This is a genomic window from Pseudomonas sp. CFBP 13711, from assembly GCF_014842265.1.
Classification (GTDB): domain Bacteria; phylum Pseudomonadota; class Gammaproteobacteria; order Pseudomonadales; family Pseudomonadaceae; genus Aquipseudomonas.
Map to the genome: position 1 here is coordinate 241,168 of NZ_JACYVI010000007.1, position 26,216 is coordinate 267,383.

The 26,216-nt window shown below is 60.9% G+C and carries 22 protein-coding genes and 2 pseudogenes; 14 read left to right on the top strand and 10 right to left on the bottom strand.

What is annotated here, in order from left to right; translation table 11 throughout:
• Nucleotides 1-6 precede the first annotated feature (6 nt).
• Nucleotides 7-1,365: a DUF6861 domain-containing protein gene (locus tag IFT47_RS15395; protein ID WP_192171115.1), complete on the bottom strand. Its 1,359-nt coding sequence runs from the start codon at nucleotides 1,363-1,365 to the stop codon at nucleotides 7-9.
• 249 nt (nucleotides 1,366-1,614) lie between these two features.
• Nucleotides 1,615-2,361 carry an RsiV family protein gene (locus tag IFT47_RS15400; protein ID WP_192171114.1) on the bottom strand — a complete coding sequence of 249 codons (747 nt, stop codon included), beginning with the start codon at nucleotides 2,359-2,361 and terminating at the stop codon, nucleotides 1,615-1,617.
• Between the two features lie 219 nt (nucleotides 2,362-2,580).
• Between IFT47_RS15400 and IFT47_RS15405 the strand changes: the two genes are divergently transcribed.
• From IFT47_RS15405 to IFT47_RS15445, 9 genes are all read left to right on the top strand, one after another.
• Nucleotides 2,581-3,198 carry an NUDIX domain-containing protein gene (locus tag IFT47_RS15405; RefSeq protein WP_192171113.1) on the top strand — a complete coding sequence of 206 codons (618 nt, stop codon included), beginning with the start codon at nucleotides 2,581-2,583 and terminating at the stop codon, nucleotides 3,196-3,198.
• Nucleotides 3,189-3,641, top strand: a complete 453-nt coding sequence (locus tag IFT47_RS15410) for a DUF1249 domain-containing protein (RefSeq protein WP_192171112.1) — start codon at nucleotides 3,189-3,191, stop codon at nucleotides 3,639-3,641. The genes IFT47_RS15405 and IFT47_RS15410 overlap by 10 nt, the downstream gene beginning before the upstream one ends.
• 121 nt (nucleotides 3,642-3,762) lie before the next feature.
• The gene (gene cpdA / locus IFT47_RS15415) at nucleotides 3,763-4,572 is read left to right on the top strand and encodes a 3',5'-cyclic-AMP phosphodiesterase (RefSeq protein ID WP_192171111.1); all 810 of its coding nucleotides are present in this window, start codon (nucleotides 3,763-3,765) and stop codon (nucleotides 4,570-4,572) included.
• A gap of 83 nt (nucleotides 4,573-4,655) precedes the next feature.
• Nucleotides 4,656-5,333 (top strand): YqiA/YcfP family alpha/beta fold hydrolase, encoded by a 678-nt coding sequence (locus IFT47_RS15420; RefSeq protein ID WP_192171110.1) that lies wholly within the window; start codon nucleotides 4,656-4,658, stop codon nucleotides 5,331-5,333.
• 90 nt (nucleotides 5,334-5,423) lie between these two features.
• Nucleotides 5,424-7,328 carry a DNA topoisomerase IV subunit B gene (parE, locus tag IFT47_RS15425; RefSeq protein ID WP_192171109.1) on the top strand — a complete coding sequence of 635 codons (1,905 nt, stop codon included), beginning with the start codon at nucleotides 5,424-5,426 and terminating at the stop codon, nucleotides 7,326-7,328.
• Complete coding sequence (locus IFT47_RS15430; RefSeq protein ID WP_192171108.1) at nucleotides 7,328-8,305, top strand: esterase-like activity of phytase family protein; 978 nt, start codon at nucleotides 7,328-7,330, stop codon at nucleotides 8,303-8,305. The genes parE and IFT47_RS15430 overlap by 1 nt, the downstream gene beginning before the upstream one ends.
• Nucleotides 8,306-8,340: 35 nt before the next feature.
• Nucleotides 8,341-8,823 (top strand): retropepsin-like aspartic protease family protein, encoded by a 483-nt coding sequence (locus tag IFT47_RS15435; protein WP_192171474.1) that lies wholly within the window; start codon nucleotides 8,341-8,343, stop codon nucleotides 8,821-8,823.
• Between the two features lie 10 nt (nucleotides 8,824-8,833).
• A complete protein-coding gene (gene parC, locus IFT47_RS15440; protein ID WP_192171107.1) occupies nucleotides 8,834-11,101 on the top strand; it encodes a DNA topoisomerase IV subunit A in 2,268 nt (755 codons plus the stop codon).
• A 180-nt stretch (nucleotides 11,102-11,281) separates the two neighbouring features.
• Nucleotides 11,282-11,989 carry a PqiC family protein gene (locus IFT47_RS15445; protein WP_192171106.1) on the top strand — a complete coding sequence of 236 codons (708 nt, stop codon included), beginning with the start codon at nucleotides 11,282-11,284 and terminating at the stop codon, nucleotides 11,987-11,989.
• Nucleotides 11,990-12,044: 55 nt separating this feature from the next.
• Here the strand turns inward: IFT47_RS15445 and IFT47_RS28170 are convergent.
• A pseudogene (locus IFT47_RS28170) lies at nucleotides 12,045-12,752 on the bottom strand (histidine kinase); the annotation flags it as partial.
• Between the two features lie 74 nt (nucleotides 12,753-12,826).
• Nucleotides 12,827-13,577, bottom strand: a pseudogene (locus tag IFT47_RS28175) (AhpA/YtjB family protein); the annotation flags it as partial.
• Between the two features lie 130 nt (nucleotides 13,578-13,707).
• On the opposite strand from IFT47_RS28175, the gene serB reads away from it, so the two are divergent.
• Nucleotides 13,708-14,925 (top strand): phosphoserine phosphatase SerB, encoded by a 1,218-nt coding sequence (serB, locus tag IFT47_RS15455; protein WP_192171104.1) that lies wholly within the window; start codon nucleotides 13,708-13,710, stop codon nucleotides 14,923-14,925.
• A gap of 42 nt (nucleotides 14,926-14,967) precedes the next feature.
• Here serB and IFT47_RS15460 read toward each other — a convergent pair whose 3' ends face one another.
• The 4 genes from IFT47_RS15460 to IFT47_RS15475 all read right to left on the bottom strand — a co-directional run bounded on the left by IFT47_RS15460 (nucleotide 14,968) and on the right by IFT47_RS15475 (nucleotide 20,358).
• Nucleotides 14,968-16,752 carry a molecular chaperone gene (locus IFT47_RS15460; protein WP_192171103.1) on the bottom strand — a complete coding sequence of 595 codons (1,785 nt, stop codon included), beginning with the start codon at nucleotides 16,750-16,752 and terminating at the stop codon, nucleotides 14,968-14,970.
• Between the two features lie 286 nt (nucleotides 16,753-17,038).
• Nucleotides 17,039-17,908, bottom strand: a complete 870-nt coding sequence (gene asd / locus IFT47_RS15465; RefSeq protein WP_192171473.1) for an archaetidylserine decarboxylase — start codon at nucleotides 17,906-17,908, stop codon at nucleotides 17,039-17,041.
• Nucleotides 17,909-17,960: 52 nt separating this feature from the next.
• A complete protein-coding gene (locus IFT47_RS15470) occupies nucleotides 17,961-18,776 on the bottom strand; it encodes a rhodanese-like domain-containing protein (protein WP_192171102.1) in 816 nt (271 codons plus the stop codon).
• 46 nt (nucleotides 18,777-18,822) lie between these two features.
• Nucleotides 18,823-20,358 (bottom strand): HDOD domain-containing protein, encoded by a 1,536-nt coding sequence (locus tag IFT47_RS15475; protein WP_192171101.1) that lies wholly within the window; start codon nucleotides 20,356-20,358, stop codon nucleotides 18,823-18,825.
• A 213-nt stretch (nucleotides 20,359-20,571) separates the two neighbouring features.
• Here IFT47_RS15475 and motA point away from each other — a divergent pair, with 213 nt between their 5' ends.
• Together motA and motB are read left to right on the top strand one after the other, a co-directional pair.
• Nucleotides 20,572-21,423: a flagellar motor stator protein MotA gene (gene motA, locus IFT47_RS15480; RefSeq protein ID WP_037015764.1), complete on the top strand. Its 852-nt coding sequence runs from the start codon at nucleotides 20,572-20,574 to the stop codon at nucleotides 21,421-21,423.
• A gap of 3 nt (nucleotides 21,424-21,426) precedes the next feature.
• Nucleotides 21,427-22,482, top strand: coding sequence for a flagellar motor protein MotB (motB, locus tag IFT47_RS15485; RefSeq protein WP_192171100.1), 1,056 nt, complete (start codon nucleotides 21,427-21,429; stop codon nucleotides 22,480-22,482).
• A gap of 133 nt (nucleotides 22,483-22,615) precedes the next feature.
• Here the strand turns inward: motB and rsgA are convergent, their stop codons facing one another.
• Nucleotides 22,616-23,647 (bottom strand): small ribosomal subunit biogenesis GTPase RsgA, encoded by a 1,032-nt coding sequence (gene rsgA / locus IFT47_RS15490; RefSeq protein WP_192171099.1) that lies wholly within the window; start codon nucleotides 23,645-23,647, stop codon nucleotides 22,616-22,618.
• A 113-nt stretch (nucleotides 23,648-23,760) separates the two neighbouring features.
• On the opposite strand from rsgA, the gene orn reads away from it, so the two are divergent.
• Nucleotides 23,761-24,297 (top strand): oligoribonuclease, encoded by a 537-nt coding sequence (gene orn / locus IFT47_RS15495; RefSeq protein ID WP_065987811.1) that lies wholly within the window; start codon nucleotides 23,761-23,763, stop codon nucleotides 24,295-24,297.
• Between the two features lie 117 nt (nucleotides 24,298-24,414).
• Complete coding sequence (locus IFT47_RS15500) at nucleotides 24,415-25,026, top strand: trimeric intracellular cation channel family protein (RefSeq protein WP_192171098.1); 612 nt, start codon at nucleotides 24,415-24,417, stop codon at nucleotides 25,024-25,026.
• A gap of 12 nt (nucleotides 25,027-25,038) precedes the next feature.
• Here IFT47_RS15500 and queG read toward each other — a convergent pair whose 3' ends face one another.
• Entirely contained in the window at nucleotides 25,039-26,157 is a 1,119-nt protein-coding gene (gene queG / locus IFT47_RS15505) for a tRNA epoxyqueuosine(34) reductase QueG (RefSeq protein WP_244655847.1), read from the bottom strand.
• Between the last annotated feature and the right edge of the window lie 59 nt (nucleotides 26,158-26,216).

A 26,216-nucleotide genomic window follows, 5' to 3' on the forward strand; every position in this document is an offset into this window, starting at 1 on the left:
GACCTCCTATTTACAGCGAATTAGCGTCGCGTTTACTTTAATAGTGTGTCGATTCGCCGCGCTAACACTCATCACAGCTTGGTCTAATCTGTCTATGCGACCACGCCACTGAGCTCCGATACTTGAATTAACTCCCCTATCCCCGAAGTCCGATATGACGTCCTTTCCACCTGCGAACAAATCCGGGTTGTGAAGAGCTGCTAGCGTGCGCATTTTTTCATTGGCCAGTCTCTCTGCTTCGCTGCTTGCTTGTTCGAGGGGCATTCCTTGAGCTCTCAGCTCGTTCATCAGATCGTCTATAAGCCTGTCACTCAGTTGCATGCGCGCCTGTTTCCCCACCCTTGGATCCCTAACCTTATCCCCTGCCTTGAACGCCTCCCGCCCCCGCAAATACTCATCCACGGTCAGATCATTCAGCCCTCGTTCCTGCCCCACCAGTTGCCGGTCGAACTCGGGAATTTTGCTGTAGTGCAGGTTGCTCGCGTTAAAGCATGGCACCTTGTATTCCGGCATGCCCAGCGGTTTCTTCACGCCTGGCTCATCGGTTTCCCGATGCGTGCCGGGCGGCGCTTCCGGTGTCATCGGGTCCGCCGTTCGAGGCTGGGCGGGCTGTAGACCAGGGTGCTTTTTCAGCCCCTCTTCATGCTTGACCATCCACTGCGCCAGCCGCGCGCCTTTGCTGCTGGCGCGCATCTGACCGGCGAGTAGCGCCATGTTGCCGCGCCCTCGGGTCAGGTACTCAACCACCGCGCCGAGCAGCAGGATCACCACTTCCGTGTGCCCGCGGGCGATGTGGTGGGCCGCTTGGTCGACCACCCACGGGTCGTCCTGTGAAATCGGGTTTAGCCCATCGTTGCCTCGGGCCCCGTCCCAAGCGACCTGGATACCGCGCACGTAGTGGTCCAGCAGCGCAGGCAGGCCTTTTACGAAAAACTCGGCGACCGATGCCAGCCCAAGCACGCCGAGAATCCAGCTGCTGGCTTGCAACCCGATCGCCATTCCAGCGAATGCGCCGGGCCCCGCGCCTATGCCTCCCGCCAGAGCGCCGACCCCCGCACCCATCGCGCCTCCGGCCAGGACGCTCCCCACAATGATCATCGCCATGTCGCCGACGACGCCTATCAGATCAAACAGCACTTCGGATATGTCGAGGTCTGCGAATCGCTGTCGCAGTAATGCGATGGCTTCAAATTCGGCGCGGTAAAAAGCAGTTCTGATGTTGTCGACACGACGCAATACAAGTTCGATCGAAAGCGCCTGTTCATTCAGATGACTTCTGAAGTGACCTTGGCCTCTGCTGTTGATTTCATCTCTTAGCCGGTCTTCAATATCAAACCATGACGGCAGGATATTCCATAAGCGCATCCCGTCTCCCTGACAGTTTCAAAAAGTTCAGGGCGGAACTTAATTATTAAGTCAGGATTGCGTCAATAAACAAGAAGTTTAATATTCGAGAGGTCGGGAAGTGTATGTGTTTAAAGTATTAATTTGCGGGTGGGAAAGTGTATGTAGGAAGTGGCGAGGTATAAGAGTTATTTGAATGAGGCGTTTGCAAGAGAGGGCGTTACAAGATAAAGCCGGCGCCTTTTCGAGCGCCGGCCCAGGTTCTACCGATCAGCTCCGACCCGGAAACAGCTCAGGCTTGATGATGCCGTTCAGCTGCGGGTACGGAATCTTCAGCTCGATGTGGCCCATGGCGTAGGGGGCGATGGTTGTCACCGGGTACTTGAGAATCACCGCACCGTACGTCAGAGCAATGTTGGAAGTTTGCTTGAAAGGCCACATGTTCTGGAACTCGGTGTCCTTGTCCAGCTTGCTGCTGATCAGCCAGGCCTGATGCGCCAAGCGGGCCTTGTCCCAGAATGCAGCTTCCTGACCCGGGATCAGCATGTCGGCCAGCGTCAGCACGCGCTGCTGCTGGCGGGAATAGTTGATGAACGCCCGCCCCGGATTGCCCTGACCAGTGCCTGAATCAACGTAGCTGGACAGCTCGACGACCACGATTCCGTCATGCTGCTCACGTACTTTGGCCTGCAGGTAGCTGCTGTTGCGCGCTGGCGCGCGGCTCAGGTATTGCTCCTGATACGCCTTCAGCGTTGGCGGCACCGGACCATCGCTGTCGCTGCGGGTCAGTTGCAGCAGGGTGCGCTGGACGATCTCGTCAAGTTTCGGCTCATCGGGGAAATGCACGGTGTCGATGTTTACCAGCGGGCAATCATCGGTGGTGCAGCCGGGCTTGATCAGCTCGGAGGCGTCACGCTGAACGGTCAGCGGACTGCGCAGATTGGGTTGGAACAGGCTTTGGCAGGCGCCCAAAATCAGGGCCACGCAGGCCAGTGAAATGATCTTCAGAAAAGACATGTTGATCCTTGGCATCGGCATAAGGGGGCGTCACGTGGTAGGTAACGGCAAGGTCCTTCGACTGTGGGTGGCGCAATCAGTTCGCCATCGGGCGGATTAGAGTGCTTTCCCCGGCAGTCGTCTACCCCGGTGACCGGTTTTGCGAACTCAAAGGGCTGCATCCCGCACCACAGCGCGTTAGGATGGGCCCGGACACAGTGCTCAAGCAGTGAGAAATCTATGACGGATAGCAACAGATCGACGCCGACGAATTACGAAATTAAACACCGTGAGACCTGCTTCAAAGGGTTTTACCAGCTCGACCGTCTTCAGTTGCGCCACGAATTGTTCGCGGGCGGCATGGGCCCGGAAATCAAGCGCGAACTGTTCGTTCGCCACGATGCGGTCTGCGTGCTGCCCTACGACGCCAAACGCGATGAAGTCGTGCTCATCGAGCAGTTCCGCGTCGGCGTCATCGGCAAGCATGAAAACCCCTGGCTTATCGAAATGGTCGCCGGCCTGATCGATAAAAAAGAGGAGCCCGAGGAGGTTGCTCACCGCGAGGGACAAGAGGAAGCTGGGCTAACGTTCAACGCCCTTTGGCCGATCACCAAATACTTTCCATCGCCGGGCGGCAGCAACGAGTTCGTGCACTTGTACCTGGGCAAGTGCGACAGCGAGGGGGCAGGTGGGCTGCACGGGCTGGTCGAAGAAGCCGAGGATATCCGGGTTTCGGTCTGGTCATTCGACGACGCGATGCAAGCCGTCAAAGACGGGCGCATCGTCAACGCCGCAACTATCATTGCCATGCAATGGCTGGCGCTCAATCGCGCCGAAGTAAGGGGGCTATGGTCGTGAATCTTCTGCGCGAGCGCTACCGTGTCGACCTCGCCGGGCTGCAAGCTGCCTGCGAGGCGAACTACGTGCGCTTGATGCGTTTGCTGCCCGATATGCGCAATCAACAACGCTCACGCCGGGTCGCCGTGACCCAGGGCGACCAGATGCTGGGCGTGCTGGCGGTCGAGGTCATCCTCGATTGCCCCTACACCACCACGCTGCAAGTGCGCCAGGAACACAGCCTGCCGTGGCTGCCGGTGCCCGTGCTCGAAGTGCAGGTCTACCACGACGCCCGCATGGCCGAAGTCATCGGCGCCGAACATGCACGCCGCTTTCAGGGCATCTATCCCTATCCCAACGCCGACATGCACCAGCCCGATGAAAAGGCCCAGCTCAACGTGTTTCTAGGTGAATGGCTGAGCCATTGCCTGGCCTGCGGGCATGAGTTTGAGGCGGTTCGCTGAGACGGCGCGACGCTGCGGCCGGACGTTCTGTGCGCAGATGAGAACCAGGCCCTCTTTCCAGGTTTGCCGCCGCACCGATCTCACACCATAATCCGGCCACATCCGCTCAAGGAGATGGCCATTGTCGAGCGCATCCTCTCATTCCTCATCCGTGTTGGTCGTTCAACTGACCGACAGTCATCTGTTCGCCGAAGCGGACGGGGCGCTGCTGGGCATGCCCACGCGGGCCAGTCTGGATGCGGTGGTCGAGCTTGTGCTGAGCGAGCAGCCGGCGATCGATCTGGTGCTGGCTACCGGTGACTTGTCTCAGGACGGCACGGTCGAGTCGTATCAAGCGTTTCGCGACGCGAGTGATCGCCTGAATGCGCCCGCGCGCTGGATTCCGGGGAATCACGACGAGCTGAGGGAGATGGCGATTGCTGCGCAGAACAGCGACTTTCTCGAACCTGTCGTCGATATCGGTCACTGGCGGATCACTTTGCTTGATTCTGCTGTTTCAGGGTCTGTCCCCGGCTATCTGCAAGACGGTCAGCTTCAATTGCTCGCTCAGGCCTTGAGCGAAGCGCCGGAGCGGCATCATCTGGTGTGCCTGCATCATCATCCGGTACCCATCGGGGCGGCATGGATGGAGCCCATCGGTTTGCGCAATCCCGAGGCGCTTTTTTCGGTGCTGGATCGGTTTCCTCAGGTGCGTGCGGTGCTCTGGGGGCATGTGCATCAGGAGTTCGATCAGCTTCGCGACGGCGTGCGGCTAATGGCTTCGCCTTCAACCTGCATCCAGTTCGCGCCGAACAGCGTGGATTTCGGGCTCGACGACCTTGCGCCCGGCTATCGCTGGCTGCGTCTTCACAATGATGGCCGGATCGAAACCGGTGTTTCACGCATCGCCCCCGACCTGTTCGACGTCGACATCAACGGCGCGGGCTATTGAAAGACATTTCCTTGATGTGCAGCGATTCATCAACAGGCGAGTCTTTACGCAGTTGACCCTGTAAACTGCGTGGCTTTGCCCTGATGAGCGCCGACAGGCCAGCCCGTCCGGGATGTATCGATTGCCGTTTGGGAGGCAACTGCGTGGACCAGGATCAATCGACGCTTCTTTATATTCACGGCTTGAACAGCTCGGCCAAGTCGCAGAAAGCCACACAGCTGACGACGCTGATGGCACGTTTGGGTTTGAGCGAATACGTGCGCGTGCCCGAGCTGCATCATCATCCGCGGCAGGCGCTGGTTCAGTTGGAGGCCGCGATCGAGGAGCTCGGCCGGCCGCTGCTGGTCGGCAGCTCGCTCGGCGGCTACTATGCGACTCACCTGGCTGAGCGCTACGGCCTCAAGGCTGTGCTGATCAACCCGGCGGTCAATCCGCATCAGCTCTTCGATGGTTTTCTCGGCACCCAACAAAACCTTTATACCGGCGAGAGCTGGGAGCTGACGCACGACCACGTGACGGCGCTGGCCGAGCTGGAAGTGCCTGCTCCACAGGATCCGCAGCGTATTCAGGTGTGGCTGCAAACGGGCGACGAAACGCTGGATTACCGCCGCGCCCAGATCTTCTATCGGGCCTGTGCATTGCGCATCGAAGCAGGCGGCGATCATGGCTTTCAGGGCTTCGCTGCAAAAATACCAGCGCTGTTGAGCTTTGCCGGGTTCGCTCCCGCCTTGCTCCAGGGCGTTGATTTGAGCGGGCTCTGACCTGAGCCATTGCTGCAACAAATATGTAGAACAGTCTTGTAAAACCAGTGCTACTCCGAAATTTCATGAACGACTTGATGACGAGACCCCATGGCCAATCCCAGCGCTAGCTCTTATAACGCAGACGCCATCGAAGTCCTCTCGGGCCTCGACCCGGTCCGCAAACGGCCGGGCATGTACACCGACACCTCACGCCCCAATCACCTGGCGCAGGAAGTCATCGACAACAGTGTCGACGAAGCGCTGGCAGGCCACGCCCGATCCGTGCAGGTCATTCTGCACGCCGACAACTCGCTGGAAGTCTCCGACGATGGTCGCGGCATGCCCGTGGACATCCACCCGGAAGAGGGCGTGTCGGGCGTCGAGCTGATCCTCACCAAGCTCCACGCCGGCGGCAAGTTCTCCAACAAGAACTACCAGTTCTCAGGCGGTCTGCACGGCGTCGGGATTTCCGTGGTCAACGCGCTTTCTACCCAGGTTCGGGTGCGGGTCAAGCGCGATGGCAACGAATATGAAATGTCCTTCGCTGACGGTTACAAGGCCAGCGAACTGGCCGTGGTTGGCACCGTCGGCAAGCGCAACACCGGCACCAGCGTGTACTTCGCGCCGGACCCCAAATACTTCGACACCCCGAAATTCTCGGTCAGCCGCCTCAAGCACGTGCTCAAGGCCAAGGCCGTTCTGTGCCCGGGCCTGCTGGTCAGTTTCGAAGACAAAGGCACCGGCGAGAAAGTCGAGTGGCATTACGAGGACGGCCTGCGTTCGTACCTGCAGGATTCGGTGTCTGACTTTCTGCGCCTGCCCGATGAGCCGTTCTGCGGCGTGTTCGCGGGCAACAAGGAGGCCGTCGACTGGGCGCTGCTGTGGTTACCCGAGGGTGGCGACAGCGTTCAGGAAAGCTACGTCAACCTGATCCCCACCGCCCAGGGCGGCACCCACGTCAACGGGCTCCGTCAGGGCCTGCTGGACGCGATGCGTGACTTCTGTGAGTTCCGTAATCTGCTGCCGCGCGGCGTGAAGCTGGCACCCGAAGACGTCTGGGAGCGCATCGCTTTCGTGCTGTCGATGAAGATGCAGGAGCCACAATTCTCCGGCCAGACCAAAGAGCGGCTGTCGTCCCGCGAGGCGGCGGCGTTCGTCTCCGGTGTGGTCAAGGATGCTTTCAGCCTGTGGCTCAATGCGCACCCGGAAATGGGCATGCAACTGGCTGAACTGGCGATCAGCAACGCCGGTCGTCGTCTGAAGGCGAGCAAGAAGGTCGAGCGCAAACGCATCACGTCAGGCCCGGCACTGCCGGGCAAGCTGGCGGATTGCGCGGGTCAGGATCCGATGCGCTCCGAGCTGTTCCTGGTCGAAGGTGACTCCGCTGGCGGCTCCGCCAAACAGGCGCGGGACAAGGAATTTCAGGCCATCCTGCCGTTGCGCGGGAAGATCCTGAACACTTGGGAAGTCGACGGCGGCGAAGTGCTTGCCAGCCAGGAAGTGCACAACATCGCCGTGGCGATCGGGGTCGACCCGGGGGCTGCAGACATCAGCCAGCTGCGGTACGGCAAAATCTGCATTCTGGCCGACGCCGACTCCGACGGCCTGCACATCGCGACGCTGCTGTGTGCCTTGTTCGTTCAGCATTTCCGCCCGCTGGTGGATGCCGGTCACGTCTACGTTGCCATGCCGCCGCTGTACCGCATCGACCTGGGCAAAGACATTTATTACGCACTGGACGAAGCCGAACGCGACGGCATTCTCGACCGACTCGTGGCCGAGAAGAAGCGCGGCAAGCCGCAGGTCACCCGATTCAAAGGCCTGGGTGAGATGAACCCGCCGCAGTTGCGCGAAACCACCATGGACCCGAACACCCGTCGACTGGTGCAGTTGACCCTGGATGACTTCACAGCCACGTCGGAAATGATGGACATGCTGCTGGCCAAGAAACGCGCGGGCGACCGCAAGAGCTGGCTCGAATCCAAAGGCAATCTGGCCGAGGTGCTGGTCTGATGCGGGGCTGGTTTGCAGCGCTGTTATTGGTCGTCACGCCTGTTTTCGCTGCGCCATTGCCCGAGCTCAAGCTGCTGTCGGAGCATCCGGTGGATGACATGATCGGCGGCAACCTGTCCGGCCTTGCGTCCTGCAACGGCGTGCTGTGGACCGTTTCGGACCGCGACGACACCCTGCTTTATAGCCTCGACACCTCGGCAACGGTCTGGAAAGCCAAGGCACAGACACTGGAAGTCCCGCCGATCCCGGACAGCGGCTTGTCCGCTACCCTGCGCAGCATGGCCAAAGCCTCGGCGCTGATTCGTGGCGGTGATCTGGACTTTGAAGGTGTGAGTTGCGACGCAGCGGGCAACCGTTACCTCGTCAGCGAAGCCTATGCCGCCGTGCTGAAGGTGCCAGTCGAAGGCGCGCCGGTCTGGCTGGATCTGCCCAAAAAGGTCGTCGAGGAAGCGCAGTCGGCCGGGATGCTGCAGCATTTCAACGCCATCTTCGAAGGCATCGCGGTCAACCCGGCAGGCGATCAACTATGGCTCGCCGCCGAGCGTGACAAGCGTGGCCTGCTGACCGCCAGGCTTGGCAAGGACGGCTGGGCCTGTGATGCCAGTTGCATCCTGAGAGTCGACTCGGGCAATGACATTTTGCCGCCTGAGCTGGGTGGCAAGGCGGTCTCCAAGGATTATTCCGACATCTCGCTGTACAAGGGCAAGCTGTACACCCTGGAGCGCGCGGCTTACCGCATCTGCCGCCGGACGCTGGCGACAGGTCAGCTGGAAACCTGCTGGTCGTTCGCCAAAGAGGCGCTGCAGCCTAACCGGCTGTACGACCAGAAATACGGCCTGACCGAAGCGCTGATCGTTGACGAGAAAGGCGCGTGGGTCGGTACGGACAACAACTTCGGTGCCCGCGCCGATGGCGAAAAACGTCCCGTCGTCTGGCGCTTTGCCGCGCCCGAGGGTGGCTGGAGCGGCAAGCCTTGACCCAGGCACTCCCCGGCAAACGCGCCGGGCGGCTGATGATGATCATCGCCTGGGCGGCGGCGCTGTTTCTGGCGACGCGGTTTTTTGGCGAGTGGGAGCAGCGGCAGGAAAATCCGAATACCATCGTCGCCTCCGAACATGGGGACGGCTATGTCGAGGTGACACTGGCGAGCAATCGTGACGGGCATTTCGTCATGACCGGGCAGATCAATACCCGCCCCGTGCAGTTCATGCTCGACACCGGCGCGACCAATGTCGCCGTGCCGGAGAGCGTCGCGCAGACGCTGCGCCTTGAGCGCGGCGAGCGCGTTCAGGTGAGCACGGCCAACGGACGCACAGACGCGTTCCGGACCACTCTGCAACGGTTGCAGATTGGCGACATCGTCCTGAACAACGTGCGCGCCCTGGTGGTGCCCGGTCTGGACGGTGAACAGGTGCTGCTGGGCATGAGCGCCGTGAAACAACTCGAATTCACACAGCGCGGCGGCACATTGTTGCTGCGCCAGACGACAAAATGATGAGGCCCGCATGAGCGACTCCCTTGACCTCAGCCTGGATGGCGTAGAACGCCGATCGCTGGCTGACTTCACCGAACAGGCCTATCTCAACTATTCCATGTACGTGATCATGGACCGGGCGTTGCCGCATATCGGTGATGGCCTGAAGCCTGTGCAGCGACGCATCGTCTACGCGATGAGCGAGCTGGGCCTGGACGCCGACGCCAAGCACAAGAAGTCGGCACGTACCGTCGGTGACGTGCTCGGCAAGTTTCACCCCCACGGCGACTCGGCCTGCTACGAAGCCATGGTGCTGATGGCGCAGCCCTTCAGCTATCGCTACACGTTGGTCGACGGCCAGGGTAACTGGGGTGCGCCGGACGATCCCAAGTCATTCGCGGCCATGCGCTACACCGAAGCGCGTCTGTCGCGTTACTCCGAAGTGCTGCTTTCCGAACTGGGGCAGGGCACCGCGGACTGGGTGCCGAACTTCGACGGCACGCTGGACGAGCCCGCTGTTTTGCCCGCCCGCCTGCCGAACATTCTGCTCAATGGCACCACCGGCATCGCCGTGGGCATGGCCACCGACGTACCGCCGCACAACCTGCGTGAAGTCGCGACAGCCTGTGTGCGTTTGCTCGATGAGCCCAAGGCAACGGTCGAACAGCTCTGTGAGCACATCCAGGGCCCGGACTACCCGACCGAAGCGGAAATCATCACGCCCCGCGCCGACCTGCTGAAAATGTACGAAACCGGCAAGGGCTCGGTGCGTATGCGCGCCGTGTACCACATCGAAGACGGCGACATCATTGTCACCGCGCTGCCGCATCAGGTGTCCGGTGCCAAGGTGCTGGAGCAGATCGCGGCGATGATGCAGGCCAAGCCGTCCAAGGCTCCGCAGATCGCTGACCTGCGTGACGAATCCGACCACGAAAACCCATGCCGGATCGTGATCATCCCGGGCGCCCGCAAGCATTTCGACCACGATGCGCTGATGCAACACCTGTTCGCCAGCACCGACCTGGAGTCGAGCTACAGGGTCAACATCAACATCATTGGCCTGGACGGCAAGCCGCAGCTGAAAAACCTGCGCGCACTGCTGGTCGAATGGTTGGAGTTCCGGGTACAGACCGTGCGTCGCCGCCTGCAATTCCGCCTCGACAAGGTTGAGCGTCGCTTGCACCTGTTGGATGGTTTGTTGATCGCTTACCTCAACCTGGATGAAGTGATTCACATCATCCGCACCGAGGAGCACCCGAAAGCCGCGCTGATCGCGCGTTTCGCCCTGAGCGAAATCCAGGCTGATTACATTCTCGACACCCGTTTGCGTCAGTTGGCGCGACTGGAAGAAATGAAGTTGCGCGCCGAGCAGGATGAATTGCTCAAGGAACAAGCCAAGCTGCAAGCCCTGTTGGGCAGCGAGGCCAAGCTGAAGAAACTGGTACGCACCGAGCTGATCAAGGATGCCGAAACCTATGGCGACGACCGTCGTTCGCCTATCGTCGAGCGTACCGAAGCCAAAGCCCTGACCGAACACGATCTGCTGCCGAACGAGAAGGTTACGGTCGTGTTGTCGGAAAAAGGCTGGGTTCGCTCCGCCAAAGGTCATGAAATCGACGCCACTGGGCTCTCTTACAAGGCCGGGGATGGCTTCAAGGCCCTGGCGCCGGGTCGTTCCAACCAGTTTGCGGTGTTTATCGACTCCACCGGTCGCAGTTATTCGGTGCCGTCGCACACCTTGCCATCGGCCCGTGGCCAAGGCGAACCGCTGACCGGTCGTTTGACGCCGCCGCCCGGTGCGACTTTCGAATGTGTGCTGATGCCGGAAGACGATTCGCTGTATGTGGTGGCGTCCGACGCCGGCTACGGTTTCGTGGTCAAGGGCGAAGACCTGCAGGCCAAGAACAAGGCCGGCAAGGCGTTGCTGAGTTTGCCGGCCGGGGCGAAGGTGATCCTGCCGCGTCCAGTGCCCGATCGCGAGCAGAACTGGCTCGCCGCCGTGACCACCGAAGGCCGTTTGCTGGTGTTCAAAATCAGCGATCTGCCGCAGCTGGGCAAGGGCAAAGGCAACAAGATCATTGGCATTCCGGGCGAGCGCGTTGCCAGTCGGGAAGAGTACGTGACTGATCTGGCCGTAGTTCCCGACGGCGCCACGCTGGTGCTGCAGGCGGGCAAGCGCAATCTGTCGCTCAAGCCCGACGATCTGGAGCACTACAAAGGTGAACGTGGACGACGGGGCAACAAACTGCCGCGTGGTTTCCAGCGCGTCGATGCGCTGTTGGTGGAAACCGCGGGCTAAAACGGTTGGTTCGGCGGTCGCTCTTCGTTTCGTCACGAGAGCGACGCAGAATCGCTGGAGTCAACGCGCATATTCACGGATGATATGACGTCCTCTGGCGCCGCCATGGCGGAATGCCTTCATGTTTTCAAAGTATTTAACAGCGTGGACGCGTTACACGGCGTTCACTTGGAAGGGATGATGAATTTTCTACGTGTTCCCTGTGTGCTGTTGTTGACCGGCGTTCTGGGTTTGGCCGGTTGCAGCGTTCATCAGCCCACGTCGCTCTATCAGTTGGACAGCGGCGATCCTGGGCAACCGAAATATACCGGCGGGGTCGCCGTTTTACTGGGCCCTGTGGCGATTGCTGACTATCTGCAACGTGAAACATTATTACAGCGGCAACCGGACGGCAGCCTCAAGGCGTCCACCGACGGTCGCTGGGCGGGCAGTCTGTCTGCCGATATCGATCAACTGCTGCTGCGCCAGCTCGCCTGGAAGCTCGACAGTCAACGCGTGGTGATGGCGCCGGCCGCTGCCAACTTCACGCCGGATGTCCAGGTGGTGTTGTCCATCACCCGCCTGGATTCAGGCGAGAAGCAGCCGGCGGTACTGGATGCTCAGTGGCGCTTGCTCGACCGTCGCGGCAATGTGCGCGACAGCAAGCTGGTTCACCTGGAAGAGCCACATGCAGGCTCTTCAGCTGCGCAGGTCAAGGCTCAAGGGATTCTGCTGCAACGCCTGGCGGACAAGCTGAGCGTCGCGGTCAAGCCTATCGCCAGCCAGCCGTATGTGGCAGACGTGCCGAAGAAGGCCGCAACGCCGGCAAAAACCCGGACTGATCAGGACAAGCCAAAGATCCCGATGGCATCACCGATTCGCACCGATCTGGAAGTGTTCCGCTTCTAGACTCAGCGCCCACAAAAAAGCCCGCAGCGATGCGGGCTTTTTTTGTGGCTGACGCTTAGACCTTGCGCGCCTCGTGCATGCGCGCCAGTTGGCGCTCCAGCATTGACGGATACGGCTCCATCAGACGCTCCACGCAGCTGGCACCTTCGGGGCTCGCGATCGGGCGGATACGTGCACGCTGGCGAATGGTCGGGTCTTCGCTGATCTTGCGCTCCACCAGCAGCAGGTTGCGGCTGTGTTGCGACAGGGCCAGGGCATCCTGGGCGGTTTCGGTCAGCAGCAGATCGATCTGGTTCATGCCGTGCAAGCCTTCGCCCAGTGTCAGGCCCAGCTGCAGTTGCAAGGTGATGCCGCTGTCGGCGACTTCGATCTGCAACGCATGGCTCAACGCACGTAGCAACTCGCCACAGCAGATGGCGTTGGTCAGGTAGTCATCGCCGCTGTCCTGGGTGCTGAACACCATCAGCGAACTGCCGTCGTTCAGGGTGTGCAGCTCGCTGTCGTAGAGCGAAGCGGCTTGATCAATGCAGTCACGGTAGCGCTCAAGCAATTCGGTCAGACGCGTGCGCGGCAGGCGGCGAAGTTGCTCCTGCGAACCCAGCTGCACGGCCAGCACGGCGCTGTACTGCGGCTGCGATGGAACGACCGGAAGGATCGGACGCGGCGCAGGCTTTGGCGCGGCGGGGGAGTGATCGCGAAGGTCCGCGAACGGATCCTCCTCCTCGTCGTCTTCATCTTCCTCGGCGACGATACGTCGCGCCGGGATCACCGTCGCGCGTGGCTTTGGCGCGTCGTCGAAGTCAGGGTCGTTCAGGTCGCCGCTGTCAAACTCGGGGGAGGCGTCGTCTTCTTCATCGACCTGTGCAGGCTCGGGAATGGGAGCCGGTTCCGGTTCTGGCGGCGCGTAGGAAGTCTTCAGCTGGCGCGCCAGATCGCCGATCTCGTCCTGACGATCAGTGGCCGGCGTGTACGGATCGATGTAGCGCAGCCACATGCGCAGTTGCAGCATCGGCGTGGAGATATGGCGCCCCAGGTGCAAGCTCAAGGCCAGCGCCAGTGCCAGCAGGATCCCGGCCAGAATCGCCATGCTCTGGAGGCTGATGGTCAGCGGCTGTTGAAACTGAGCCATGTCCAGGCTGATGCGCAGCGTGCCGGCGACCACGTCCTGGAAGGTGATCTTGATCTCGTAGAGACCTTCTGCCTCGCCCAGCAAGCCGTTTTTCGGACGCTGACCGGCTTCGGCAAGAATGCGGTTGTCGGGGCTATAAATAGCCGCGTGGGCCACCAGCGGGTTTTTCACCAGATTGCCCAGCAGCACGTTGAGGCTGAGGATGTCGTTGGACACCAGCAGTTCAGTGGCGGACGTGGCAGTCTGCGTGGTCAGGGCTTGCCCCAATGCGTCGGCCTGTTCGTGCATAGCTTGCTTGAATTGCAAACCCATGACGCAGGCGTAGATCACCAGAGCCAGCGCGACGAGGATCACGTTATGGCTGGCGATGCGCAAAGCAATCGGTACACGTCGGTGACGCAATGCCCGGAAGATCAGCAAGAAGAAATTATCGGTTTTTACTGGCGTGGGCCGGTTCACTGAGCACGGCTCTCTTGGTGAAGTTGGGGCGCAGTATAGCGAGCGACCCTGTGGCGGCAAAGCGCTGGCTGTGCCCGGCGGTCACTGAAAGTGCGTAGAATGCGGTTTTTTTCCACTGCGGGGGTGCGCCTTGCGCGAAATCGTCCTGATAAACATCACCGGTGAAGACCGTCCGGGTCTCACTGCGGCCATCACCGGTGTGCTGGCCCAAGGCGGCGTGAACATTCTCGACATCGGTCAGGCGGTGATTCACGACGCTCTGTCGTTCGGCCTCCTGGTCGAAATCCCCGACACCGAGGCAGGCGCGGCAGTGCGCCAGAACGTGCAGGCGACAGTCGACGAACTGGGGCAGCAAGTCCGTTTTACCCACGTGTCCGAAGCTGATTATCAGCACTGGGTCGACGGTCAGGGCAAGGCGCGGCACATCGTGACGCTGCTGACCCGTAAGGTCACCGCCGAGCAACTGCAAACGGTCAGCGCGATCACTGCCAAATATGGCTTGAACATCGACCGCATCGACCGTCTTTCCGGGCGTATGCCGCTGGACATGCCTACCGAGAAGAGCAAGGGTTGCATCGAGTTTTCCGTGCGCGGCGAGCCAGTCGATCCCCAGCAGATGCAGGCCGAATTCCTTCACGTTGCCCAGGAGCTGAACGTTGATATCGCGTTCCAGCAGGATTCATTGTTCCGCCGCAACCGGCGTCTGGCAGTGTTCGACATGGATTCGACCCTGATCGAGGCCGAGGTCATCGACGAACTGGCCAAGGCCCACGGCGTCGGCGAGCGCGTGTCGGAGATCACCGAGCGCGCCATGCGTGGCGAGCTGGACTTCCGCGCCAGTTTCAAAGAGCGACTGGCGCTGCTCAAAGGCTTGGATGTGAAGGTGCTGGACGAGATCGGCGCCTCGTTGCGTTTGACCGAAGGCGCAGAAACGCTGTTCGCCGAACTCAAGCGGCTGGGTTACAAGACCGCGATCCTGTCGGGCGGTTTTACCTACTTCGCTCGCCAGTTGCAGGCCAAACTGGGCATCGACTACATCTTCGCCAACGAGCTGGAAGTGGTAGACGGCAAGTGCACGGGCAACGCGATCGAGCCGATCGTCGATGCCCAGCGCAAGGCCGATCTGCTGCGCGAACTCGCGGGCAAAGAAGGGTTGAGTCTGGAGCAGACCATCGCAGTGGGCGATGGCGCCAATGACCTGCCGATGCTCGCCATCGCCGGCCTGGGTGTGGCGTTCCGCGCCAAGCCGCTGGTCAAGCAGTCAGCGAAACAGGCTATCTCGACGCTAGGCCTGGACGGCGTGCTGTATTTGCTGGGGTTCCGCGACCGGGAAGGGCGCGGCGCTTAAACGCGTGAATGTTGAGGCATCTGCAACGGATGCCTCGATGGCTCAGAGCACCGTCCACAGCGAATCGAATTCCTGCTCCGGGCCGCCGGCGTCTGGCGTCGCAACCTTTTTCGGCCCTTCAAGAATCTGATACTCAAACTGGTTGTAGCTGCCCGTCGTCGCCCGACGATTGCTCAGGCTCGCGCGTCGCTGTTCGCCACTGGTATTGATCAGCACCTTGGAGCCGTCCTCGAACGGCAGGCGCGGAGCGATGACCGTCGCTGGCACGTCGATGGCGCGAACTTCCGGCAACAGCAACGCGCGCAAAAACTGACTGCTCTGCTCGGCACGGGTCAGTTGCATGCCACATGCCTGGGCGAAAGGGGCTATGAGTTCGACACCCATCTGCATGCCACCGCCACGGACCTGCCGCACCCAGCGGACCACCGCAATGCTCCAGCCGTGCCCATGGTCCTGAATGCCGATCATCTCACCGGCCTGCAACTGGTCCGGGACTTCCTTCGGCCAGGCCAGGCAGTAGCCGCCCGGACTGTGATTGACGATGTGCAGCGTGTACGTTGGAAAACTCTTTTGCCCGTCGGACGCCGCATTGCCTTCAGCGTCATCACGTTTGTATTCGATTTCCTCGAACGGCAACATGCTGTCGGACGTGCCATTGCGTTGCGCGTCCGCCGTCTGCGCCCACGGATCATGCTTGGCCGGCTTCAAAGGCTGCAGCGTGTATTCGGCGACTTTGGACAGGGTCGACATTTGCAGCAGGTCGCTGAAAGACTGCTGGCCGCCGACGTAATAATGCAGAGCGCTCATGCCCACGCAGACGGTGAGGGTGCCTTGCCCCGGGGTGCGTTGAAACGCACGTTCTGACACATCACCCCAAGCGGCGGCAAGGTGCTGGAGGACGTCGATGGACAACCCCGGCGGCACTTTCAGCGCGGATTTCGAGCGTTCTTCAACAGGCGTTTCGGTGTAGCGTTCCAGAGCAGCCGACAGAGGACGGGGGTCGATGCCGAGCAGGTTCGGCCGCTGATCGTCGTCGTACAGCGCGGCGTAGCGCGGTGCCGTGTCAGTACCCGGAGACACGGCGTACAGGCTCTTGCTGTCCAGCGGCTGCTGCAGCGTAACCATCGCGCTCCACGCATCCAGCGCCTCTGCCAGCTTGCCGATGTTGTGCTGGCGCATCTGATTACAGCGCGAGCAGCCCATCAGCAGCGCGACGACGTAAGTCTGTTCAACGCTCATCGCCTGGGTGTTGTGGGCGAGGCTGTCGGCGACGGGCACGTTGTGCAACTGATGCTGGCGGGCGATCTGATAGATCTGGTGCAGCTCAAGCCACAGGCCGTCCTGCACCGGGCAGTAAAGCTGATTGGCGCGGATCAGCGGGCCGTTCAGGCAGCTGAGCGCGCGCTGAAGGGCGGTGGTCAGCAGGCCGATGCGGTCTTTGCTGAGCTTGACGGCCACCCGCGCGATGATCTGTTTGTAGCCGATGGCGAGGTGGTTTTGCAGGGCCTGGCACAGATTGGCGACCTTGCGCGGACGCTCTTCGAGAACCACGGACTGGTTCAGGAAGTGACGCTCCAGATGCTTGCACACGAAAAAAACTTCCGGGCGAAGCAGTTCAAGGAGCTGTATGCGGTTGTCGCTGGGGGTGAGCAACTGGTTCAGCTCGCCGAGCCCTTGATAGAGCTGGCGGGCCATTTCACCGAGATTGGCCTTGGGCAGCGTAGCGATCCAGCGCTTCAAGTCTTTGGGCGTCGCGTCACAGAACGACAGGCTCGACTGCGTCGGCACAGGTGCGCGCAACAACAGTGGGAGACTTAAATTACTCATGTGACCGGCAAACTCCAACAACGACAGGACTGAACGGCGGCGTCCAACTCCGGGGGCAAGCACCCTCGCCGAGCGAAAAGAGCACGTTTACGTCCACTGAAAGCGAAGTTTCCTACAGCGCTGACAACTGGACTTTAGCAGCATCCTGCAACGGTCGCAGCCTGGGCACATTGTCCTGCGCCCAGCCCCGGCAATCCCTGGTTAAGCGTGATGTGGCGCGACGGCTTAAAGCAGTTCGCGCCAGAAAAACAGCATCACGCCTCTCGGGTAAGAGTTAAGGCAAGAATCAGGCCTGCAATGGCAGCGCGATGCCCTGACCCATCTGAACGGCAGAACCGGCCGCCAGCAGCTCGGACCACTTCACCTGATTGGGCCCGAACAGCACGATGGCCGTAGAACCCAGTTTAAAGCGACCCAGCTCGGCGCCTTTTTCCAGATGAATGGGTGCGCGCGCGGCTTCGTCGTAACGGAAAGTCTTGAGCTCGCGCTTCGGTGGCGTGACCAGACCGGCCCAGACGGTTTCGATCGAGGCAACGATCATGGCACCGACCAGCACGACGGCCATCGGTCCGCGTTCGGTGTCGAACAGGCACACGACGCGTTCGTTACGGGCGAACAGCTCCGGCACGTTTTCCGCTGTGGTCTGGTTTACCGAGAACAGCCGGCCGGGCACATAGACCATCTCGCGCAGTGTGCCGGCGAGCGGCATGTGAACACGGTGATAGTCCTTCGGCGACAGGTAAACGGTGGCGAATTCGCCACCCATGAACGGCGCGGACAGGCGCGCATCGCCGCCGAGCAGTTCCAGTACGCTGTAGCTATGGCCTTTGGCCTGGAAGATGCGGCCGTGTTCAATTGGGCCCAGTTGGCTGACCGCGCCATCGGCAGGAGAAAGGATCGCGCCCGGCGTTGGGTCCAGTGGACGCGCGCCCGGTTTGAGGGCGCGGGTGAAGAAGTCGTTGAAGTGCGGGTACCCGGTGATGTCCTCGACCTGAGCCTGGGACATGTCGACCTGGTATCGTCGCGCAAACCATTGGGTGAAGGCATTTTTGAACCAGCGCACGCGGCATTCGGCCACGCAGCCCGCCAGTTGCGACAGCAGATGATGGGGAAGCAGATACTGGAAAAGGATAAACAGACGCTGTTTCATCAAGATTCCTAAAACGTTTGAAAAAGGGAATACGGATCTATGCCACGTCGGGCGCCGATTATTTCTCGACCGGGGTGTCCGGATGGTTGCCCCACTCGCCCCATGAGCCTGCGTAGCCCTTGACCCTCGGGTAACCCAGTGCCTTGGCCACCAGATAGGTGAAGCCCGAACGATGATGGGTCTGGCAGTGGGTAATGATTTCTTTCTCCGGGGTAATGCCCAGGTCTTTGAGGATCTGCGGCATGTCCTTGCGGATGCGCAGGTGGCGTGCCTGGTCCATGCCGGCGGTCCATTCGAAGTTCACGGCGCCGGGAATATGACCTCCCTTGGCGGCGACGACTTTCTCGCCGGAATATTCAGTTGGCGCGCGAGCGTCCCAGATCGCCAGGTCATCGGCGCCGAGGCGGCTTTGCAGGTATTCGCGGGTGGCCGTGGGCTCGTCGTGCAAGGTGAGCGAGACCGGACCGCCGACTGCTTGTGGCACCTCTGACGACAGCGGCAGACCTTCGGCCTGCCAGGCGAGCAGGCCACCGTCGATATAGTGATACTTTTTGTGTCCGATGACGTCGAGCAGCCAGATGAAGCGGCCGGCCCAACCGCCGCCTTCGTCGTCGTAGACCACGTACACCGCATCGGGGTTGTGGCCCAGCTCGCCGAACAACGCTTCAAGATGGCTGTGCGAGGGCAGCAGTCCCGGCGCAGGTGGCAGGCCCAGTTGCGTGCGTTTCGGATCGACGAATCGCGCGCCGGGAATGTGGCCGGCCTCGTAGCGGGCCGGGCTGGTCAGGTCGACCAGAATCAGCTCTGGCGCGCTGAGGCGTGCTTGCAGGTCTGCGGGCTCGATGACCAGCGGCAAGCTTGAAAAGGCAGACATCTAGCGTCTCCGGATCGCGAAAAGGTTGCGAATTGTAGCTCAGCCGTCAGCCATTGCGATGGCTAAAGGTGGTCAGCGCTTTCTCGATGCACTGACCGGTTTTTCCGAACGCCTGGACGGACACTTCGGAAAACGGTCCGCCGCCCTGATCAGCCACCACCATCATCACCACACGGCCATTGCTGGCCAGTGAGCGAATCAGCAGGTTTTCGCCGCTGAACAGATTGCGCAGCTGCGGCGGCAGCAGCGCCGAAAACTGGGCGTTGTTGGCCGGTGTCAGGCGCAATTGCGTGGGTTGAGCGAGCAAGCGTTGCAGCACGGTGCTGTCTTTGTAGGGCACCAGCAACGCAGCGGCCGACTTGTCCACGCCTGCGATCTGATGCACGCGCAGGCTGTCGGTCTTGCGATCGGTCATCAGCAACACCACTCGCTGCATGCCCGCCGCCACCAATGCATCCCGGGCGCAGGTGGTCAGGTGTATCGCGTTGATGAAAATGCCGGGCTCTTTCAACAGATCGGCGCAGTGCTTGCGCCACAGCTGCAAGGCGTCGGGCGAGGGGGGCGGTGCAGGCAGCAAGCCTTTATGTACTCGTCGTGCACTCCACGGCCAAAGCAAAGCCTGCGCCGGGTGCCAGATATCCGGGCCGGAATGCTGGCGAGCGCTGGCCGCCGCATTCTGGTGAACCTGCTGCTGGAGATGATCCAGTGACTGTTGCAGATACAGGCTGGTCAGCAGTTGCCAGCGCAGGTTATGCGGCGTGTCCCAGGCCTGGTGCGCCGACAGCGCGAGGCCGTTGGCCAGCAGAATTGTATTGGCGGGCTGGTTAAGCCAGCGCCGCAGCGGCAGATCGGCGTCGAGTTGCTGTTGCTGCTTGAGTGGGTCGTTGTTGCTATGGGCGATGCGCAACACTTTCACCAGATTGCGTTGCTGGGAGGTCAGCAGTTCGTAGCCCTGGGTCACCCAGATCGGCAAGCGCCAGTGCTGCGCCAGCCCCTGACACAAACGCACCAGCCGCACGCCAAACAGTGCCTGCTCCACGGTCTTGGCAGATTCGCCCTTGTGGATAACCCGCAATTCCCATTCTTCCAGCAGTTTGGGGTGGGCCAGCGCCAACGGCCAGAGGGGCGAGAGAAACAGGAGGCTGCCCAGATGGATGTCCTGCCACAGCCGGGCCAGTTGATTGGCGAACAGGCCGTAAGCCTGTTGCATGGCGTGCTGACTGATCAGCTGTATCTGACGCAGCGCCATGGGGATATCCCGTGCATCGACACTCGGCAACCGCGCCAGCAGCGCCTCGGTACGCGCCAGACCCAGGCGGTTGATGGCGACTTCAAGACTCTCCGCAGGCTGAGCCGTGGCGGGGCTGTTCAGGTTGGCTTCGCGCAAAACGTTGAGCACCAGCGCCGGGCTGTCCTGCATGAGATCGGCAATATCGCGCAGCGAGCGGCGGCTGTCGGTCAATGCCGCCTGCACGCGCTGATACGCCACCGCGGGCACCGGCAAGGCGATGCTGTCGAGCTGCTTTATCCAGGTATCGAGGGTGCGCGGAACAGGGAGCGAAGTAGCTTTATCTGATTGCATTCACAACACCCGTACGGCTGGGAGGTTTTGATCAATGTCGGGTACTGGCATCATGCTGGCCCTCATGGACGCAACGTCCTGCGCCACGCATCGGTCAGCATTTTCCTGTGATCTGACTATAGTCTGGCGCATTCATGCCGATAAGCAGGACAAGAGTTTCAAGCGCTTCTCGCACAATGACCATGAACCCGACTCAGTAAGTATTCTCTACCTATGGCAAAAATTATCGGCATCATCGTCGTTTTCGCGAGCGTTCTCGGCGGATACGTACTGTCCCACGGTCAGATCGCTGCGTTGATCCAGCCTTTCGAGGTCATGATCATCGGCGGTGCGGCGCTGGGCGCATTCCTGCAAGCCAACCCGGGCTATATGACCATGCTGGTCATCAAGAAGTCCTTGAAGATGTTCAGCACCCGGTTCACCCACGGCTACTACCTCGAAGTGCTGGGCCTGGTCTACGAGATCCTCAACAAGAGTCGCCGCGAAGGCATGATGGCCATCGAAGGCGACATTGAAGAGCCCGAGAACAGCCCGATTTTCGCCAAATACCCTGGCGTGCTCAAAGACACCCGCATGATCGCTTTCATCTGCGATTACCTGCGCATCATGTCTTCCGGCAACATGGCGCCCCACGAGCTGGAAGGCTTGTTCGACATGGAACTGCTGAGCATGAAAGAAGAGCTCGAGCATCCTTCCCACGCAGTGACCGGTGTCGCCGACGCCATGCCGGGTTTCGGTATCGTTGCTGCGGTACTGGGTATCGTGGTGACCATGGCCTCCCTGGGTTCCGGCGACAAAGCCGCGATCGGCATGCACGTCGGCGCGGCACTGGTGGGTACCTTCTTCGGTATCCTTGCGGCGTACGGTTTCTTCGGTCCGTTGGCCACTTCCCTGGCCCACGATGCCAAGGAAGAGATGAACGTCTATGAATCGATCAAGGCTTCGCTCGTAGCATCGGCGTCCGGCGTGCCGCCTTCGCTGGCCGTGGAGTTCGGTCGCAAGGTTCTGTATCCGGCCCATCGCCCCAGCTTCAGCGAGCTGGAACAAGCTGTCCGCGGTCGTTGATCCATGGAAAATAATCAGCCGATTATCATAAAGCGCGTCAAGCGCTACGGCGGGGGGCATCACGGCGGCGCCTGGAAAATTGCCTTTGCCGACTTCGCGACGGCGATGATGGCGTTCTTCCTGGTGCTGTGGCTGATGTCGTCGGCCACGCCCGAGCAATTGCTCGCCATCGCCGGTTACTTCAAGGACCCGGTCGGTTTTTCCGACAGCGGCTCGCCCTATGTGATTGACCTGGGCGGTTCGCCGGAAATGTCCCCTAACCAGACGCTCAACCCGGAAGTGCAATCCACGCCTGCGCCGGATCGCGTGCCCGTTGATGCAGACCAACAGGATGCCGCCGCCGAGCAGGTCGAGCAGGACCGTCTGGAGATGTTGCTGCAAGAGTTGCAGACCAAGATCAACGAGAATCCGCAACTGGCGAAGTTCAAGGACCAGATTCTGTTCGAGATCACCCAGGACGGTTTGCGCATCCAGATCATGGACGCTGAAAACCGCCCGATGTTTGACATCGGCAGCGCGAAGCTCAAACCGTATTTCGAAGACATCTTGCTGGCCATGGCCGACACCATCAAAGCCGTGCCGAACAAAGTCAGCATCAGCGGACACACCGACGCCACGCCCTTTGTTGGTAACAATGGCTTCGGTAACTGGGAGCTGTCGTCCGGTCGAGCGAACGCCGCACGCCGGGCGCTCGTCGCGGGAGGGTATCCGGATCAACAGGTGGCGCGCGTAGTGGGTTATGCGTCTTCGGCACTGTATGACAAGGAGCACCCGCAAAACCCGATCAACCGTCGCATCGACATTGTGGTGATGACCAAGAAAGCGCAGCAGCGGATCGAAGGCGCGCAGAATTCAGGTGAAGCACCGCAAACCCCGGATGCACCAGGAGCTCCTGCGCCATCGCCTGTACCTGGCGCTACAGCGCCGGCCAATCAGCCGGGGGCGTCGACGTCCACGCCTACCGTTGATCCACAGGCTTATGCCCAGCCCCACGAGATTCGGCAGAAGCTGAACATCTTCGATCAGGGCCAGTTGAAGATCGACGACACCAAGAACTGATACTGGGGTGCAGACACAAAAACGCCGCGATGATCGCGGCGTTTTTGTTTGCGCGTTTCATTCAACGGGCCCGCAGTCAGTAGGACCGGCTTCAGCCGGGAAGGCCTGAATCGGATTGGCCACTACCGCTGAATCAATAACTGCTTTCCGGCAAGCTCGCGATGATCGAGCGATAGCTGTTCATGCGCTGCTGCTGCACGCGTCCGTCTGCAAGGCCCTGCAACAACGCACAGCCGGGTTCGCGGTCATGCTTGCAGTCACGGAAGCGGCAGCGACCGAGCAGGTCGTTGAACTCGATAAAGCCCGCTTCGACATCGGCACGGCTGACGTGGCCCAGGCCGAATTCACGAATACCCGGTGAGTCGATCAGGTCGCCGCCGCGCGGGAAGTGGAACAGGCGCGCGGTGGTCGTGGTATGCGTGCCTTGACCCGAATACTCCGACAACGGCCCGACGCGGGTGCCGACTTCCGGCAGCAGGCTGTTGACCAGCGAGGATTTGCCGACGCCGGACTGGCCGACGAACACACTGATGTGGCCATCCAGCTGGTCCTGCAATTGCTGCATGCCGTCGCCGTGGTGGGCCGACACTTCCAGCACCGGGTATCCCAGCGTGCGATAAACGGCCAGCAGCGCATTGAGCGCCGGGGCGTTCTGATCGTCGATCAAGTCAAACTTGTTCAACAGCAACAGCGGGCGAATCCCCGCGTGCTCGGCAGCCACCAAGTAACGATCGATCAGGTTGGCATGGGGTTCGGGCATCGGTGCGAAAACGATGACGATCAGGTCAACGTTGGCGGCCACCGGCTTGAGCTGGCCCCGGCTGTCCGGGCGGCTCAGTTCTGTATCGCGGGGCAGTTGCGCAACGATCACGCCGATGCCCTGATTGCCCGCGCGCCAGACGACTCGGTCGCCGGTCACCAGTGCTGGCAGGTTGGCGCGCAAGTGGCAGCGGAAAACCTGACCCTGCAGCTCGCCTTCCTGCGCTTCGACTTCTACCTGCACGCCGAAATGCGCGATGACCAGCCCCGTTTGTTCGGGACCGAGATCGCCGCCTTCCAGCGTTTCGAGAGCGGTTGATTCACGTTTTGCGGCACGCGCTGCGCGTTCGCCCTGAATCTTTTCGATGCGCCAGTTCTGGCGGCGATTGAGTTGGCGTTTGGCCATGGGTGTTCAGTGTTCCGTTTGAAGACGCATAAAGGTGCTTATTTGATAAAGCGCGAGCGAGTCTAGCACGCCCGGGTGGGCTAAACTGCGCGCCAACGCTGAGGAGCCGACATATGCAGAACAAACAGAATCTGATCTGGATCGACCTGGAAATGACCGGTCTGGACCCTGATAACGACGTCATCATCGAGATGGCAACGATCATCACCGACAGCGAACTCAACACCCTGGCCGAAGGCCCGGTCATCGCGGTTCACCAGAGCGATGAGCTGCTGAACGGCATGGACGAGTGGAACACCCGCCAGCACGGTGGCTCCGGCCTGACTCAGCGCGTGCGCGAAAGCAAAATCTCCAACGACGAAGCCGAGGCCATGACGCTTGAGTTCATCAAGCAGTGGGTCCCCGAGCGCAGTTCACCCATCTGCGGCAACAGCATCTGCCAGGATCGTCGCTTCCTGTACAAGCGCATGCCAACGCTGGAAAACTACTTTCACTACCGCAACCTCGACGTCTCCACCCTAAAAGAGCTGGCCGCACGTTGGTCGCCTGATCTCAAGTTCAAGAAGGGCAGCACTCACCTGGCGCTGGACGATATCCGTGAGTCGATCGCCGAGCTGCGTTTCTATCGCGAGCACTTCATCAAGTCCTGATGACAGGGCGCCGGCGGCCAAGTGCGGTCGCCTGGAGAGGGAGCAAAGCTAAACGCTCTCTTTTGGAGCCCCGGTCGAGTGGTTAGACTGCGCCCCTTTCTCGCAGGGACTGCTGCCATGTTGTTGATGCTCTACCTGATCGCTATTACGGCCGAGGCCATGACCGGCGCGCTGTCCGCAGGCCGTCGCGGCATGGACTGGTTCGGCGTTGTGCTGATCGCGTGCATCACGGCATTGGGTGGCGGTTCGGTTCGCGACGTGCTGCTGGGGCATTACCCGCTGACGTGGGTCAAGCACCCGGAATATCTGATCCTCACCAGCGTCGCGGCGCTGGTGACGATTTTCATCGCACCGCTGATGCGCCATCTGCGCTCGCTGTTTCTGGTGCTCGATGCGCTGGGGTTGGTGGCGTTCACACTGATCGGCAGCATGACCGCGCTGGACATGGGCTTGAGCATGACCGTCGCCGCCGTGAGCGGGGTGATTACGGGCGTGTTTGGCGGGATCCTGCGGGATATTTTCTGCAACGACATCCCTCTCATCTTCCGCCGCGAGCTGTATGCCAGCGTGTCGTTCGCCGCCGCGTGGTGCTTTTTGCTGTGTCAGTACGCCGGCTTGCCGGTGGAGCAGGGCACGCTGATTACTCTGTTTGGCGGGCTGTTACTGCGGCTGCTGGCGATCAGGTTTCGCTGGGAAATGCCGAAGTTTGTTTACAAGGATGGGCATTGAGTCAGCGCGTTATTACAGCAAGCGTCCTGGGGCCCTGGCTTCATGCTGCCGCAACGCCCATTCCACATGCTCGCGCACCATCTCCGACGGATGCTCCCGCCGCGCTTTCAGCGCTTCGATCACCGGGATGGTAGACGGCGCATTGCCCAGTCCCACGGCCAGATTTCTGAGCCACCGCTCATACCCGGCGCGTCGCAACGGTGAGCCTTCGGTGTTGCTCAGGAAGGTCGTTTCATCCCACAAAAAAAGCGTCGTCAATTCGGCGTTATCCAGGCCGTGGCGCGGCTTGAAGTCTGTCTGATCGGTGGGCCGGGCGAAGCGATTCCACGGGCAGACGATCTGGCAGTCATCGCAGCCAAACACCCGATTGCCGATCAGTGAGCGCAAGTCTTCGGGGATCGACGTCTTTAGCTCGATGGTCAGGTAGGAAATGCACTTGCGCGCATCCAGTACGTAGGGCCCGACGAACGCATTGGTCGGGCAGACGTCCAGGCACGCCGTGCAGCGCCCGCAATGCTCGGTGGCGTGTGGCGCGTCTACCGGTAGCGGCAGGTCGACGAACAGTTCGCTGAGGAAGAAATAACTGCCGGCCTTGCGATTGAGCACCAGGGTGTTTTTGCCGATCCAGCCCAGCCCGGCCTGTTCGGCGATGGCCTTCTCCAGTACCGGTGCGCTGTCGACGAACGCACGAAACCCGAACGGACCGATCGCCTGTTGGATCCGCTCCGCCAGTTGCTGCACGCGCTTGCGGATCAGCTTGTGGTAATCACGGCCCAGCGCGTAACGGGAAACGTAGGCTTTCTCGGGCTGCCCCAGCAGTTGGGCCATCTGCGTGTCGCCGGGAAGATAGTCCATGCGCAACGACACCACGCGCAGGGTTCCTGGCACCAGCTCGTCCGGATGCGAACGTTTGCTGCCATGCGCTGCCATATAGTCCATCTCGCCGTGGTACCCGGCGTCGAGCCATCGCTCCAAGTGCTGCTCGTGCTCAGCCAGGTCCAGCCCCGAGATCCCGACTTGCTGAAAGCCAAGCTCGCGCCCCCAACCCTTGATCGATTGGGCAAGGTCGGTCAGCCCGGCCGCCGAGAGGGGCGTTGAGGCTGTGGATGGATCTACAGTTATCGCGGACATGCAAGGAGGACACCGGGGCGCAGGTGCGTATAATTCTGCCAGACATCGGAGCCCAGAGA

Bases quoted from the DNA above. Each gene is read 5' to 3' on its own strand.
- IFT47_RS15500 (WP_192171098.1), top strand. From the start codon at position 24,415: ATGTTGTTGATGCTCTACCTGATCGCTATTACGGCCGAGGCCATGACC.
- parE (WP_192171109.1), top strand. From the start codon at position 5,424: ATGGCCAATCCCAGCGCTAGCTCTTATAACGCAGACGCCATCGAAGTC.
- parC (WP_192171107.1), top strand. From the start codon at position 8,834: ATGAGCGACTCCCTTGACCTCAGCCTGGATGGCGTAGAACGCCGATCG.
- IFT47_RS15460 (WP_192171103.1), bottom strand. From the start codon at position 16,752: ATGAGTAATTTAAGTCTCCCACTGTTGTTGCGCGCACCTGTGCCGACG.
- IFT47_RS15435 (WP_192171474.1), top strand. From the start codon at position 8,341: ATGATGATCATCGCCTGGGCGGCGGCGCTGTTTCTGGCGACGCGGTTT.
- motA (WP_037015764.1), top strand. From the start codon at position 20,572: ATGGCAAAAATTATCGGCATCATCGTCGTTTTCGCGAGCGTTCTCGGC.
- orn (WP_065987811.1), top strand. From the start codon at position 23,761: ATGCAGAACAAACAGAATCTGATCTGGATCGACCTGGAAATGACCGGT.
- IFT47_RS15400 (WP_192171114.1), bottom strand. From the start codon at position 2,361: ATGTCTTTTCTGAAGATCATTTCACTGGCCTGCGTGGCCCTGATTTTG.
- IFT47_RS15420 (WP_192171110.1), top strand. From the start codon at position 4,656: ATGAGCGCCGACAGGCCAGCCCGTCCGGGATGTATCGATTGCCGTTTG.
- IFT47_RS15475 (WP_192171101.1), bottom strand. From the start codon at position 20,358: ATGCAATCAGATAAAGCTACTTCGCTCCCTGTTCCGCGCACCCTCGAT.
- motB (WP_192171100.1), top strand. From the start codon at position 21,427: ATGGAAAATAATCAGCCGATTATCATAAAGCGCGTCAAGCGCTACGGC.
- IFT47_RS15395 (WP_192171115.1), bottom strand. From the start codon at position 1,365: ATGCGCTTATGGAATATCCTGCCGTCATGGTTTGATATTGAAGACCGG.
- queG (WP_244655847.1), bottom strand. From the start codon at position 26,157: ATGTCCGCGATAACTGTAGATCCATCCACAGCCTCAACGCCCCTCTCG.
- IFT47_RS15470 (WP_192171102.1), bottom strand. From the start codon at position 18,776: ATGTCTGCCTTTTCAAGCTTGCCGCTGGTCATCGAGCCCGCAGACCTG.
- IFT47_RS15445 (WP_192171106.1), top strand. From the start codon at position 11,282: ATGAATTTTCTACGTGTTCCCTGTGTGCTGTTGTTGACCGGCGTTCTG.
- IFT47_RS15410 (WP_192171112.1), top strand. From the start codon at position 3,189: ATGGTCGTGAATCTTCTGCGCGAGCGCTACCGTGTCGACCTCGCCGGG.
- IFT47_RS15430 (WP_192171108.1), top strand. From the start codon at position 7,328: ATGCGGGGCTGGTTTGCAGCGCTGTTATTGGTCGTCACGCCTGTTTTC.
- rsgA (WP_192171099.1), bottom strand. From the start codon at position 23,647: ATGGCCAAACGCCAACTCAATCGCCGCCAGAACTGGCGCATCGAAAAG.
- IFT47_RS15405 (WP_192171113.1), top strand. From the start codon at position 2,581: ATGACGGATAGCAACAGATCGACGCCGACGAATTACGAAATTAAACAC.